General features: G+C 41.3%; 11 protein-coding genes, 3 tRNA genes and 2 pseudogenes. 12 read left to right on the top strand and 4 right to left on the bottom strand.

Translation table 11 applies throughout. The annotated features are described in order from the left end of the window. Window positions 1-412: pseudogene (locus B4K11_RS04965) on the top strand (adenylate/guanylate cyclase domain-containing protein); the annotation flags it as partial. A gap of 25 nt (window positions 413-437) precedes the next feature. Here the strand turns inward: B4K11_RS04965 and B4K11_RS04960 are convergent. Continuing rightward, window positions 438-2,030, bottom strand: coding sequence for an HD domain-containing phosphohydrolase (locus tag B4K11_RS04960; protein WP_292956124.1), 1,593 nt, complete (start codon window positions 2,028-2,030; stop codon window positions 438-440). 149 nt (window positions 2,031-2,179) lie between these two features. Between B4K11_RS04960 and B4K11_RS18600 the strand changes: the two are divergent. Next, window positions 2,180-2,551: pseudogene (locus tag B4K11_RS18600) on the top strand (IS5/IS1182 family transposase); the annotation flags it as partial. 124 nt (window positions 2,552-2,675) lie between these two features. On the opposite strand, the gene B4K11_RS04950 reads toward B4K11_RS18600, so the two are convergent. Continuing rightward, the gene (locus tag B4K11_RS04950; protein WP_292956127.1) at window positions 2,676-3,548 is read right to left on the bottom strand and encodes a ComEA family DNA-binding protein; all 873 of its coding nucleotides are present in this window, start codon (window positions 3,546-3,548) and stop codon (window positions 2,676-2,678) included. A gap of 421 nt (window positions 3,549-3,969) precedes the next feature. On the opposite strand from B4K11_RS04950, the gene B4K11_RS04945 reads away from it, so the two are divergent. Both B4K11_RS04945 and B4K11_RS04940 read left to right on the top strand, forming a co-directional pair. Further along, complete coding sequence (locus B4K11_RS04945; protein WP_292956130.1) at window positions 3,970-4,584, top strand: mobilization protein MobD; 615 nt, start codon at window positions 3,970-3,972, stop codon at window positions 4,582-4,584. A gap of 486 nt (window positions 4,585-5,070) precedes the next feature. Next, window positions 5,071-5,886: an SHOCT domain-containing protein gene (locus tag B4K11_RS04940; RefSeq protein WP_292956133.1), complete on the top strand. Its 816-nt coding sequence runs from the start codon at window positions 5,071-5,073 to the stop codon at window positions 5,884-5,886. 94 nt (window positions 5,887-5,980) lie between these two features. Here B4K11_RS04940 and ubiM read toward each other — a convergent pair whose 3' ends face one another. Then, window positions 5,981-7,237 (bottom strand): 5-demethoxyubiquinol-8 5-hydroxylase UbiM, encoded by a 1,257-nt coding sequence (gene ubiM / locus B4K11_RS04935; RefSeq protein WP_292956136.1) that lies wholly within the window; start codon window positions 7,235-7,237, stop codon window positions 5,981-5,983. Between the two features lie 140 nt (window positions 7,238-7,377). Between ubiM and B4K11_RS04930 the strand changes: the two genes are divergently transcribed. The 5 genes from B4K11_RS04930 to B4K11_RS04910 all read left to right on the top strand — a co-directional run bounded on the left by B4K11_RS04930 (window position 7,378) and on the right by B4K11_RS04910 (window position 12,163). Next, window positions 7,378-8,064, top strand: a complete 687-nt coding sequence (locus B4K11_RS04930) for an RluA family pseudouridine synthase (protein WP_292956139.1) — start codon at window positions 7,378-7,380, stop codon at window positions 8,062-8,064. Window positions 8,065-8,152: 88 nt separating this feature from the next. Next, the gene (locus B4K11_RS04925) at window positions 8,153-8,779 is read left to right on the top strand and encodes a class I SAM-dependent methyltransferase (protein WP_292956142.1); all 627 of its coding nucleotides are present in this window, start codon (window positions 8,153-8,155) and stop codon (window positions 8,777-8,779) included. A 327-nt stretch (window positions 8,780-9,106) separates the two neighbouring features. Further along, window positions 9,107-9,496, top strand: coding sequence for a response regulator (locus B4K11_RS04920; protein ID WP_292956145.1), 390 nt, complete (start codon window positions 9,107-9,109; stop codon window positions 9,494-9,496). Window positions 9,497-9,507: 11 nt separating this feature from the next. Then, window positions 9,508-10,104 carry a molybdenum cofactor guanylyltransferase MobA gene (mobA, locus tag B4K11_RS04915; RefSeq protein ID WP_292959266.1) on the top strand — a complete coding sequence of 199 codons (597 nt, stop codon included), beginning with the start codon at window positions 9,508-9,510 and terminating at the stop codon, window positions 10,102-10,104. Between the two features lie 982 nt (window positions 10,105-11,086). Beyond that, entirely contained in the window at window positions 11,087-12,163 is a 1,077-nt protein-coding gene (locus tag B4K11_RS04910; RefSeq protein WP_292950512.1) for a YeeE/YedE family protein, read from the top strand. Window positions 12,164-12,180: 17 nt separating this feature from the next. Here B4K11_RS04910 and B4K11_RS04905 read toward each other — a convergent pair whose 3' ends face one another. Continuing rightward, window positions 12,181-12,921, bottom strand: coding sequence for a hypothetical protein (locus B4K11_RS04905; RefSeq protein ID WP_292950513.1), 741 nt, complete (start codon window positions 12,919-12,921; stop codon window positions 12,181-12,183). A 147-nt stretch (window positions 12,922-13,068) separates the two neighbouring features. Between B4K11_RS04905 and B4K11_RS04900 the strand changes: the two genes are divergently transcribed. The 3 genes from B4K11_RS04900 (at window position 13,069) to B4K11_RS04890 (ending at window position 13,669) form a co-directional block, all read left to right on the top strand. Further along, a tRNA-Glu gene (locus B4K11_RS04900) sits at window positions 13,069-13,144 on the top strand. Window positions 13,145-13,159: 15 nt separating this feature from the next. Continuing rightward, a tRNA-Gly gene (locus B4K11_RS04895) sits at window positions 13,160-13,234 on the top strand. 359 nt (window positions 13,235-13,593) lie between these two features. Next, window positions 13,594-13,669, top strand: a tRNA-Glu gene (locus tag B4K11_RS04890). Window positions 13,670-13,744 lie beyond the last annotated feature (75 nt).

Here is a 13,744-nt window from a genome sequence, read left to right as displayed (position 1 = left end):
AGTGATGGGCGATGCGGTTAACTTGGCATCAAGGTTGGAAGGACTAACGAAATATTATGGTACGCCTTTGCTTGTGAGCGGGGAAGTTGTTACTGATGTGCCGGATTATCTTTATCGCTTGCTGGATCGGGTTCGGGTTAAAGGACGTCATGAGGCCGTGGATATCTATGAGCCTTGGGGATTGCTGGAAACTGCTGCAAAAGAAGACAAAGAGTCAGTGGCTCTCTTTGAAAGAGGAGTTGAAGCCTACTTGAAACAGTCTTGGAATGAAGCTGAGCAGCTGTTCAGGGCTTATCTAACGATCTATGAAGAAGATGTAATGGCTAATATCTATCTTCAACGTATAGCTGAATTTAAAGAAACCCCACCAGCGGAAAACTGGCAGGGCGTGTATAGTCATACGAGTAAATAATGTTTTTACTATTAAATACTTAAGCTTAATTCAGCCCCGGTAAAGTAGTGATGTCGAACTCATCAATCTGCCTTGGAGTCATATGAGTTTGTGCATAATTAAGGTAAGTACCGCTCTCGACAAACAGCCTGAATAGATCTGAATCTAAGTGGTTATCTTCTACCATGCGGCCTAGGATTGTCATCGCTTGCGAAAGCAACATGCCCTTTTTATAAGGGCGGTCAGGAGAGGTAAGCGCTTCAAAGATATCTGCAATGCACATAATTCGTGCACGTGTTGATAGATCCTCTGCTTTTAATCCTCTCGGATACCCGCTTCCATCCATGTGCTCGTGATGATTGCATGCAATCTCAGGAACTTGTTGTAATTGTTTTGGATAGTTAAGAGATTCAAGCATGTCGATGGAGACTTTAATATGATCTCGCATAACCTGACGTTCATCTTCAGTCAGAGTGCCTTTACGGATGCATAGATTATCGACTTCATCCTTAGTGAGTAGCTGGCGTAAATTATTCTCAGCATCAATCCAGCTAGTTTCGGCAATACTTATGATTCGCGCAGTATCCTCATCAGACATAAACTCCGAGCCGGTATTTGAACGGCGAATAAAGTCAAAATCATTATCCAGTTGTCGCTGTTGCTCCGTCAGATGCTCGTGGGCTTGTTTTTGATGTTCGTTGTTTTGTAAAGCGTATTGCTTTAAATATTCAATTTCTAAATGCTGTTTGTATTCGCGAAACCGGGATTCGACAAGGTCAATTCGATCATACATCGTGTGCAGTTTAGTGGCCTTGTCGATGATGTATTCTGGGGTCGTAATCTTTCCGCAGTCATGTAGCCATGCGGCAATTTTTAGTTCATACATATCAAGGTCGTTAAAGTGCATATCCGCAAATTTACCTTGATCTGTCTTGTTTACTGCTCCAGCAAGTAGCATGGCAATTTCAGGTACTTGTTCGCAGTGCTTCCCTGTCACTGGTGACTTATGGTCAATTGCTCTACCTATGAGTTTGATAAAGGACTCAAAAAGTAAGCGTTGAGCGTCGATTAAACGTCTTTTAGTGAGCACCGCAGCGGCTAATGATGCTAAAGATTCCACTAAATGCTGCTGGGTTTCAGGGAAGGTAATGATCTCGCCATCAGCATCAATAGCATTAATCAGCTGTAGAACCCCGATGATCTCACCTTCATGATCTTGTAGTGGTACACATAGAAATGACTTTGATTGATAGCTGAGTTGCTTATCAAAGTTTCGAGTGCCAGAAAAATCATAATCTGTGCAGCTATAAGCATCAGGAATATTGATCGTTTCGCGCTGTACAAATGTTTGTACCACGACGAGTTTTGATGCTTGTTGCTGGGAATTGAATAGTTGAATAGGTGGAAGGTCACGAGGTTTTCGGTGAATACCTAATGATCTGTTATGAAGGATCGTAAATGCTAATTCATTTTCGTTCTCTTCATTTAGTGTGTAAAGGGTGCCACCATCAGCATTGGTTAAATACATACAGCCTAGAATAATACGGTCTAACAGTTTCGTGTGATCTTTTTCACTAGTCAATGCGCCAGTAAGGTCTGCAAGCTGTTTTACGATCTCTTGAGTGTCTAAATGGCTCATAGTTATTCCAATTGAACGATATATATTTAAGTGTAAATGTGGCGTTGAAGCATGTCAGTGTCAAGGTATTCAGCTTTTTAATATACAAATATTAGATTAGCCTGCTGAATAAAGAGCCTTCAGGTGGAAATGGGGTACATTTTAATACCATTATCATCGAGGCACCGAGTTCCACTAAGAATAAAGCTGGAGAATGAGATCCATAGATGTACCACATCAAGAAAGGTGACCAATGGCGCTTTGGCATGAAAGCGCGTATTGATGCTAATGTTAAAATGGACTTAACACATAGTTTTACTATCACTTCAGCCAATGTGCATTATATTAATAAAGAGCTAATCAACATTGAATGCACGAAAGCCAGTATCAGGGCGAAAGTAAATCATCTCTTCAGGGGGCATTATATGCCGGTTTGATTTTACTAAAGTCAGATACCAAGTCTGGATAAGAATGATAACAAGTTAGCTATGCTCTTCGTTCTGGCAAATATTGTGCGAGTGAATCATATGATGAGGGCTTAGAATAAGTCCGTCTTTAACTGGGTAAAACACCTTTTAAGTAGCGAAACTCCGTCCAGGCAGCTTAAGTGTCTAAAAAACGGGAGCTGAAAGCTCCCTATTCGTTGTAAGTGCTTCGATCGAAGGTTTAAAGTTTGATTGAAACTTCGACCTTTTTAAGTAGCTTAGGTCCCATTCCTTTGATTTTAAGCAGCTCATCAAATGACTTATATGGTCTTGCATCAACTATAGCTTTAGCGACTTTCTTAGGTAGGTTTTTTACAGATTCGAGCTCTTCTATCGCGGCGCTATTGATTGAAATTTTTACGGTTTTCTTTACTTTAATTTTCTTTTTGTTTTTTTCGCTGGTCTTGTTTTTTTTGGCCTCTTTTAACTTATTTGATGTCTTTTGGAGTTGTTTTACTGCTTGCTCGTCAGTTACAGCACTATCCAGCTTCGCATCCTGAGTTGCATCTGTATTCGCTGCAGGTTTCTCAGAGTTTTCTTTTTCTACATGATTAATTGATTGCCCAATATCATCAGAGACCTTTTCTGGGTAGGCTGAGGGACTTTCATTAACTGTGAAGTCTACAGAGATTACATTATTAACTTCTCTGATAACCATTGGCTGGGAAACGGTGTACGGAATAGGGAAATTTACATAGTCCTTAGTGATATAATTGGCCCCGTCCCATTCACGCAACATAAGCGTCATATGCCATGTACCAGCAGTAGGTTCACTAAAGGGAAGTTGGTATGTGTTATTGGTCAATTCATAACCATCTTGTAGCTGCGTTAGATGAGTATAAGTAACTAGCTGACCACTGAAACCTTCCCCTTTATATGGTGTTTCTATTGCCCATAATTCTAAACTAAGAGATCCACTGAAACCAAATAGGTTTCGGTTATTCGTAATCTTATCAACGGAAATATAAATTTGATCATTCAGAACATTAAGACCACAACCATCTAAAGACAGTTCTTTATTAAATTCTGTAAGGAGTGCTTCAGGTAATGACATCAGTTCAATCTCTTCTGATTATTAGGCGAGCTGATTTTAACCTGCTTAATTTCGAAACTAAATGTTATTTTTATAAAAAAGTAAAATACATTTTTAATATCAGATGTTTATATTTTTAACCATCTCCAATCTAGAAAGGCGTCCCAAATTGGTGCAAGGAAATGTTTTAATTTGCACCATGTTGAAGCAATTAATCAGTGATATTTAATTATTACAATGTATTTACTTGATATAAATAGTTTTTTTGATTGAGCTAATGCTTGCAGTCTATAAGCATTAAATAATTGCCTGAATACTTTTAAGGAAATAAACGAATGAGCATGATTCATTTTGTTGGTGGTGAAAAAGGTGGCGTTGGTAAGTCTGTTCTTTCACGGACGCTGTCACAATTTTTTTAGACAATAACATAGCCTATATAGGCTTGGATGCAGACCAGTCTCACCCTACTCTTACCCGCTATTACGATGGTTTTACAAGTGCCATTAATCTCGACTTATTTGAAAGTATTGATCAAATAATGGAAGTAGCGCTAGAACAAGATCTTCATGTGCTGATTGATCTACCTGCTCAAAGCCAACGTTTTCTAGATCGTTGGATAGAAGAGAATGATGTTCTGGCCCTTTGTAATGAAACGGATGTAAAACTAGTTTATTGGTACACCGTTGATGGCGGACCAGACTCAGTCAATCTGCTAGACAAGTTTCTAGCTAAATATAACCCGCAGTTAAATTGTGTCGTAGTGAAAAATCAGGGCTATGGAAGCGACTTTAGCGGAATTGAGAAGTTAGCTCATTTTAATCATGACCCATTACAAACATCTGTTCTTCGACAAATATTCCTACCTGCTCTACATGATTCAACTATGAGCAAGATCAACAAACTAGGATTGAGCTTTTGGGCTGCAATTAATGCAAAAGAGAAAGACTCCAAGCACTTAGAGTTAATGGAAAGGCAGCGCAGTAGAGTATGGCTGAAAAAGAGCTACGCAGCGATTGATGGAGCCTTGGAAGGCTTAATAACCCACGATATAAGCTAATCAGGTATACCGTTGCGATTCTGAAAATAATATCCTAGAGGGCAACGGTATTTTTTAATAACTTTGTGATAATTGGTAGAACCTATGCAAATATTTTATTAAAATAATAGTGCCTACATAATATTGTTCACTTTCTTCCCCGCTTAATCTTATAAACTCCTTACAATAACTTTACAGATTGCTTCGTCTAATTCTAAGTTATTTATTATGGAATCAAGATAATTCATATATTAGTGATTTTTACGCATTTAAATACATAAAATGCTCTGTAATGGTGCTCTTTTTTAAAGCCACGATTTATTATCTTAATTTCATGTTTATTTTTAGTTGTTCACGTACAATAAGATAGTAAGCGTTGTTTAGCTTTACCGCGTTAATATCAAAGTGTCATTTTATAGGTCTAGAATTCAACACCTAAATCTAGGCCTCTTACACCTTTAATATTTGGTGTTATTTCAATAGGCCTGCTATCTACATAGGACTTTTATGCAAAACCTAACAGCTATCGGTGAAAACCTTGTTTCCGATATTTCCTCTCGATACGGCTTAAGCAGAGATGCAGTGATTCACATGCTCGTTTCCGTTAATAATGGTGGTGGCTCTATGGCGCAGTTTAATTGTCCTGAATTAGGTGGTTCAGGGCAATGGATGTGCGGTGGTATGACCATGGTTGGAGACATGTTTAACTACGGCCTCAAAGCAACCGTTGATAATTTGTGCAACGAGTTAGCGGCGGTGCTTGCCAACAATCAAGTTTTCCCAGTCATTCCAGCGGGAACACCTGGTAGTAGTCAGTGGTGGCCGCAGGAGCTAGGCGTTCCTTATAGTAGTGGCTCACAAAACTCTATTCGTTACGCTATATTTCCAAATCGCCTTGCCGTTGAATCCAGCAGCCATGTATCGGTATATGACACACTAGATCATAATATTGGTGGTGTCAGTCAACAGCAAGGCAACAACACGTCTCTTACATTCAGCAGTCAGTACGGAACGATTGAAGTTAGTAATTTACCGATAGTGTCCGGTTCTGGATTGCCCCAGCAGCCCCACACCAACTTTGCGACTCCAATAGAAAATGCTCTGCCACCCAATGTTCCAGAGTATAGCCAGCAAGAGAGTTACTCTTCTGGACAGCAAAACACAGCATCTAATATTCAGCCTGTTGTTATTTCAGCAGGAAATCAGCCTGATTTGAACGAAACACTTGAGCTGATTGGGAAGTTATCTCAACTACGAGATGCAGGTGCGTTGACTGATGATGAATTCAACAGTAAAAAATCCGATCTATTGAGCCGAATCTGAAAGCAGTAATTATATACTCGCTAGCTTCCCCCCATAAATAAAGCGGCTACAGCGTATAATTGTTATTTTTGATGTCTGAGAGTATTCATCACCGTTAAGGAAGGTGCTTTGACAGTGCGAGCTGAAAGATGCCTTTTAGCTTAGATAATGGATTGTTATTGAGTACGCCCTTTTGTTCTTTTTCGGTTAAAGATTGTGTTATTAACTGTTTTATAGGGTCAATGTTATTCGCTAGTCGCAAGGTTGCTTTACGTGCTAGTTTTGCTGCGAGTGTTTCATTGGTAAATAAACCCACAACCATATTAGTGCCGTGATAGATAACTCGGGTGGTACGCATAAGTTCCGTTTCATAAGCTTTTAATAGAGCGTCACTCGCAATATCTTCATTCTCTAAGATTGCCTGGGCTATCTTTTTTGATAGAGAAGCTTGGCCTTTTAATCCTAGATTAAAGCCATGTGCGGTGACTGGATGCATACCGACTGCAGCGTCTCCCACTAAGGCGAATCGGCGACTAACAAATTGATTGGCATGTACCGCAACGAGAGGGTAAACATGTCTTTTGCCAATAAGTTTCATATCTCCAAGAAGTCCATCTAGCTGTTCTTCGATATTTTGATTAAATTCACTTTCATCCATATTGGCAAAGCGTTGAGCATCGCGGCTATTTACGGTGATAACGATGGAGGAGCGATTGCCGTTCATGGGTAAAATAGCGGTAGTACGTCCGTAGTGAAAACACTCAAAAGCTGTTTTTTTATGGGAATGTTGGTGTTCCATACGGCAAACAATTGCGCAACGTGAAAAGTCCTTCATTGTGGCTGAGAGCCCCATTTTTCTGCGCATCTCAGAAAAGCGTGTATCTGCAGCAACAATCAATTTAGCTTCTAATTTCTCTCCATTGCTTAAAGTAACCGATCCTCCTCCATCGTCGGTGTGAACTTCTTCAACGACCGTTTCTGTGCGTATTTCTATTTGAGGGTGTGAGGTGAGCTCTTCATAGTAGGCTTGACGTATCTTGTGGTTTGGAACGAGGTAACCTAATGCGTCTAGATCATGGTTTTGATTATCAAAATCAAGGCTGTAGCTAGAGCTTCCATCGAAAATCTTGGCGCTTTCAATAGGGGATATATCCTCATTAGGTAAGCGTTGCCAAGCCCCGCATTTCTTCATGATTTCAACTGATTGATGGGTAAGCGCAATCTCGCGGCCATCTTCAGGTGGTGTTGCAAGCGTTTCTTCTGAGGAACGCTCCACAACAACAACGTTGATCGGCAGATCGGCTAGTGAGCGTGCCAAGCTTAAACCCGCAGGGCCGGCACCAATGATTAAAACGTCATAGGGTTTACGCACAACTGTCACCTCGTTAATAGAATTTTGCGATACTGTACCTGTTTTTTCTTGGTTTTTACTGGATATAAATCAAGAAATGCTTCACTGTTCCGCATCTTTAAATGCGCCGTTTTAGGGTGTTTTACCCATGAGAATAGTCGATGCAGCCGCAAGCAGACCCTTTTATAGTACCGATCTGTCATGAGCAGATAGAGGTGCTTTACCAAGACGAGTCTCTACTGTTAATTAATAAACCAAGTGGTTTGTTAAGCTTGTCAGGTAAGCACCCATTGAATATTGATTCTGTTCATTATCGTTTAGTGAAAGAGTACCCAACCGCCACGCTCCTGCATCGTTTAGATTTTGGTACATCAGGTGTGATGCTGGTGGCGTTGAATAAAGCAGTGAATTCGGCATTGACGAAACAGTTTCAAGCTCAAAGTATTAGAAAAACCTATACGGCTATACTTCATGGGCACTTACCTAAGGAAAGTGGGATCATTGATGCACCTATTGCTAAAGGTGATTTTCCGCTACAGATTATTTCAAAAGAGAAAGGTAAGCAGGCGCTAACTCACTATGAGGTATTAGCGTTTGATGAAGCGGAGACAGAGGAGGGTGAGCTTGAATTAACAACTCGAGTGTTATTTAGCCCTAGATCAGGGCGTACTCACCAGCTTCGTATTCATAGCCAATTTATCGGGCATCCGATCTTAGGCTGTGATCTTTATGCTTCGGATGACGCTTTTTTTATGGCTCAGCGTTTGATGTTGCATGCCACAAGCTTAACCTTTACGCACCCAGTTAGCGGTGAACGAATTAATTTTGTGGTGCCTTGTCCGTTTTAATTAGAATTGATCCACTTGAGGCGCTTTAAGAGACAGTGAAGAGTTAGCGGCTGTCATTATTTTAAACAACCATTGATGTGATTTTTTTATGAGTAATCGCTATAGCAAAGAAAGTTTAAGCGAAATCGAACGTGTGACCTTAGGGCATTATGAATCGAATGCAGCGTCTTTTTGGCAAGGTACTCGTGATCATGATGTTAGCCAGAATATTGATGCTTTATTAAGTGCATTACCACAACGAAAAGGGCTGGATATTTTGGATTTTGGTTGTGGTCCTGGGCGGGATCTTCATTATTTTAAAGCCTTAGGTCATTTCCCCACAGGCCTCGATGGAAGTGAGACTTTCTGTGAGATGGCTCGATTACATAGTGGCTGTCCTGTGTTGAATCAGTCGTTTTGTCATCTCGATTTAGGGGAAGCGTGCTTTGATGGGATTTTTGCTAATGCATCTATGTTTCACGTTCCTAGTCAGATACTCGGTGAGGTTTTGTCTAAATGCTATCTTGCGTTGAAACCAAATGGGATCTTGTTTACTTCAAACCCTAGAGGGGCGGCGGAAGGGTGGAATGGTGAGCGTTTTGGTCACTATATGGAGTTAGAGGTAACCGCTCAATATTTAGAAGATGCAGGTTTTCGCATTCTTGATCATTATTATCGTCCAGCAGGTTTACCTTGTGCGCAGCAGCCATGGTTGGCTATTGTCAGCCAGCGCTGAGGTGTCGGTCTTGTCTAACTCTTTTCTCTAATTGATAGTTTTCTTTTAAACACCCGACGAAACCGTTGTCGTAATAACTAATGATTTATTAAATGAGAGCAACGACCAACGAAGAAGGGGGGATCGTTGATCGTTTCTCTCGTAAAAAATTGCTGCGGGCAGGATCTCAAAAACAGTGAGATTCCGTAATAAGGGATTGTGCATATAGCCAGAGTATTGCTGCGTGGTCTGCTGAGGGGGGCGAGAGGTGAGGGTGCCTGTCAGGCAGGTTTCTAGTGGTGTAGGATAAGGTCTATTATTTAGGTGATGATAATAGGGTGTAGCATTATGCATAAAATCATAATTCTCGATGATGAAAAAATGATGTTAAGCAGCTTAGAGCGTCGTTTTAAGTCTGAGTCCTCGGTGTATGAGCCTGTGTGCTTTACTTCAGTAAAAGAGGCGTTAGCAGAACTTGAGTTAGGTGATTGCTATGCCTTTGTAACCGATGTGAAGATGCCAGTATTAACGGGAGACCAAGTTGTTACTTATATTAGTAAGAAGTTTCCAGAGCAACCCTGCTTGGTTATTACTGGGCAAGCTGAAAAAGTAGAAATACAGCGAATTGTTCAAGCGGGCAACGTGCGCAGTATCTTATTGAAACCTTTGGATTTTGATAAGTTGGTTGAAGCCTTGGATAAGATTAATGCAGTAGATGAACCACCTACAGAGGCTTAGCTGGGATTGGGATGTCGTCTACTTTAGCATTGTCCGAGATTAGAATTGCTGCCGTTGTACTCGCAGGCGGGCAAGGGCTTAGGATGGGTAATCTAGATAAAGGTCTAGTCTGCTTTGACGGCGAGCCGATGATCTCCTGGACGCTTAAGTGTTTAGACCCTTCTATCGAGAAGATACTGATAAACTGCAATCGTAATTTTGATCTATACCAAGATTATGGCTATGAGTTAGTACAAGATGAGTTGGACGATTTTCAAGGTCCTCTAGCAGGTATCTATGCTGCAATGGCTAAATTAGATACTAAGTACACGCATCTGTTAGTGTTGCCTTGTGATACGCCGTTAATAGATCAAAAATTACTAGAACGCCTAGTTTCTGCCGTATCAGGTGATCGATTAGCTATTCATGTTCTTCAAACGAATGAGCAGCCACAGTTTTTGCATGCCGTCATTCCAATGGTTTATCAGCATAACCTTCTACAGTGGCTGTCTGGCGGAGAGCGTGCTGTCTATAAGTGGTATAAATCATTACCTTTAAAGTATGTTGAAGTTCCTGCTGTTTTTAATAAAACGCTGAAAAATATCAACGCCAAGGATGATCTCGCATAGCACCAGGTCATCTTCTTTTAAGCCTGTCGTTGCCCTCTCGCTGTTATTACCTATGAAGGTAATCGTTGTTTAGATAATGAAGGGGTTCGGTCTCAAAAGAATTGGGGCATCTATTGGCATAATGTGAAACGCTTCTTTGAGATCCAGAGACTGAGGTTAATACACATGCTTTCATCTGATCTCCATGTTGATGCGCTTCTGAGTATTGTGAAGGGCAATGTGAAACTTTCAGGTTTCTTTTTGACGGATGAACAGGTCGATCTCATCTCTCTGGCGGCTAATGGAATTATTTCCACATCAGAGGTAATTACGAGATTTCGACGTGTACAACATAGGGAATAGTACAGATTGAATATGATTTTTATTAATACTGGACTCCATCTCGCCGTCCCGACTTACGCAATGATTTAACACTATAATGAAACTCAAATGTGAAGTAGTCCTAGGAGCTATTTAAGCCTTATAGCCATTGAGGGTGTTACTGATATATAGTCTTCATAACGCGGGCAGGATACCCACATGATCGCCTGTTAAATAACATATCATTTGATATGGAATGGTGCACAAAAGATGATTATTCAGGATGAATAGCGTTGTTTCTCCTTGAAGTCATTCCTGCCTTGTCGATTCAATTGTTAGAAAGAATGTAATTACCCCTTGGGTAAGTACTCGGCTTTGTGCTACTTATCATTTTAATATTACTTTACAGGCATAGAATCGTTAAAGTGATAGATTTATGATATTTGAGTTCCACCTTCAATGAGAATGTGAATAAATTTGAAGTTGGCTGAGGTTGCTTTAAATCCTTGTTTTTTAAGGATTTAATCCGATTCGGTCAAGTTTGGACTCAGTTCCAGTACCAACTATATCCGACAGTTGCTTAATTAGTCTTTGCTTATTCTTTAGGTGTATTCGGTTCTAGATCAATTCTTATTCTATTTTCATTTGATAATATTCCTTTAGGTTATTGTTGGGTGTTGCTATGGATTTTGCATTTCTTATTGATCGTGTAGGTGAAGAGGGTGCCACGGCACTCGGTGGCCTTATACTCGGTTTAATGTTTGGTGTATTTGCCCAAAGAAGTCAGTTCTGCTTAAGAGCCGCTGTAGTTGAATTTGTTCGCGGTAGTATGGGGCCAAAGGTGGCGATTTGGCTGTTAACTTTTTCGGCGGCTGTTGGGGGGACTCAGGCGCTTATCTTAATGGGTGAACTGGATATCACTGACTCTCGCATGCTGGCCTCATACGGTAGTTTGTCAGGGGCCATTATTGGCGGCTTGATGTTTGGCGCGGGTATGGTGTTGGCGCGTGGTTGTGGTGCTCGCTTATTGGTCTTGGCTGCGACGGGTAACTTACGAGCGTTGTTTTCCGGTTTGTTATTTGCAGCTATAGCGCAAGCTAGTTTACGTGGCATCTTTGCGCCAGCGCGTGATGCCGTAGCCGGTTCTGTATTGCTCCATGAGGATGGCGGTCTGGAGTTAATTAGTTTTATGGGGCTAGGTGAGTACACAGGGATCTATTTGAGTGTTGCCTGCGCTCTAGTGGCAATTTATTACGGTATTCAAAATAAGTTAACCGTATGGGCTTGGTGTGGATCGGTCGGCGTGGGGTGCATGGTGGTAGGAGGTTGGTGGTTTACCTATCATATGTCTTATCAAACATTTGAATCTACTCAAGTTGAGAGTATGACGTTCACTGGTCCGTCTGCGGATACGTTGATGTATTTTTTAACCCCAGGAGGAGCCCCGATGGATTTTGATGTAGGTCTCGTTCCTGGTGTTTTTATCGGTTCTTTTTTAGCTGCGTTGTTTTCTCGCACTCTAAAACTCCAGGGGTTTAAAGATGGTACGAGTATGGTGCGCTATATACTAGGGGCGGTCTTAATGGGGATGGGGGGAATGCTGGCAGGGGGGTGTGCGGTAGGTGCAGGTCTCACAGGTGGTTCTGTTTTCTCCATTACCGCTTGGATTGCTCTTGCTTCAATGTGGATTGGTGCGGGGATCACAGATACTTTAGTGGACCGAAAGCAATCAATGCATGCGAGTCTATCGGTCTCTTAGTTTTAACTGTTGATGGATTAAAAGTTGAATTTTTTTCCATCATCTACTTTTCTTTCTTCCTCTTTTATTTTCTCTTCTGCTGCCTTATCAATGTTTTCAGCGAGTTGGTTTAAATGAGTTCGAATTTCATAAAGTTGTCGATCTAGCACTTGGTTATGATTAAGGTTTTGTAACTTGCTAAAGCAGCTCCGGTAGTGGTGAATGACAACTTCTGGACCCCTTGCTTGTTCTGTTTCTATAGCGCCCATGAGGTCAACATCGACCTCGATGCGTGCGTAGGTTTGTTTGGCAGCTTTGGTGAGTGTGTCGGCAACATCACTGTTAATTTCACCTTTACCCTTTATTTCCGCGATAAACTGAGCGAATTCTTTGATAATAGCCATCGCTCTTACTGCATCTGATTGGTTTTTAAAAACGGTCATTGACCCGACGGGGTGTGCTACCGCATCAGGGAGGGTCGCTGCTTCGGATTGGAATTTAGCATGTTGCTGCTGGTTGTGTTCGCTGGGATCTAACTCAATAATCGCTTTCCAGCGGACGCTTAGGTATTGGCAGAGTAAATTATGAATGTCGCTCGAAATCAATAGAGGAGGGTATGACTCCAAAAGGTGAGATGCTCTGCGTATTCCCGTCTTTAAGCTTATTAAGCGAAGGTTGCGTTCACGCTTTTTGTTTTCGATATCTTGAATAACGAAAGCGATACCTGCCATCAAGGCTACGCCGAAAAGAATGATGAGTGCTATATAAGTAGGGCTCATGCCTAAAAATCCTATCTAACTGATCACACTACATTATCGAAAAAGTCTTTGATTTTGTAGATAAATAATTAAATAAAATGCTTGTATTTAATTATTCAAGTCAGTATTATTTGCACCGCTTTAAGGCTCTGTCCTTGAGTATGCAGCGTCCCATTCGTCTAGTGGTCTAGGACACCGCCCTTTCACGGCGGTAACAGGGGTTCGAACCCCCTATGGGACGCCATTTCTCTATGAGAATGCGGGAATAGCTCAGTGGTAGAGCACAACCTTGCCAAGGTTGGGGTCGCGAGTTCGAACCTCGTTTCCCGCTCCAGACAGTTTGACATATATTAGCTAGCCATTGCTGGTTTTTTTGCGTCTGAATTTTGAGCCTTACTTCCTCTCTGTGTTTTTAAAATCTCCGACCCATTCTTAGAATCTCAAATCACGACATTTATAGTGCTTTGAAAGCAGTGACTTAACTTCATGCTTTTTATTATAGATTGTTTTCTTTAAGGGATGTTTTCAAGGTTTTCTGTACTTCATATGGTGCCTGAAAAGGTTGTTATTAAAAGCTGATTGTTAGGCGATGAAAAAGTATTATTTTTTCTTGAAAATAGGCTTGACCCTTAAGATTCTGTTCTTTAATATACGCGCCTCCTTACAAGGCGTTGTTTCTTGTTTGGATGTAGCGTCCCATTCGTCTAGTGGTCTAGGACACCGCCCTTTCACGGCGGTAACAGGGGTTCGAACCCCCTATGGGACGCCATTAGCTTTAAAGAGTTTTGCGGGAATAGCTCAGTGGTAGAGCACAACCTTGCCAAGGTTGGGGTCGCGAGTTCGA

This window comes from Neptuniibacter sp. UBA6509 (assembly GCA_002435145.1).
GTDB lineage: Bacteria > Pseudomonadota > Gammaproteobacteria > Pseudomonadales > Balneatricaceae > Neptuniibacter.
Note: the sequence above shows the minus strand (reverse complement) of the source record. Positions and strands in the feature narration are given on the sequence as shown.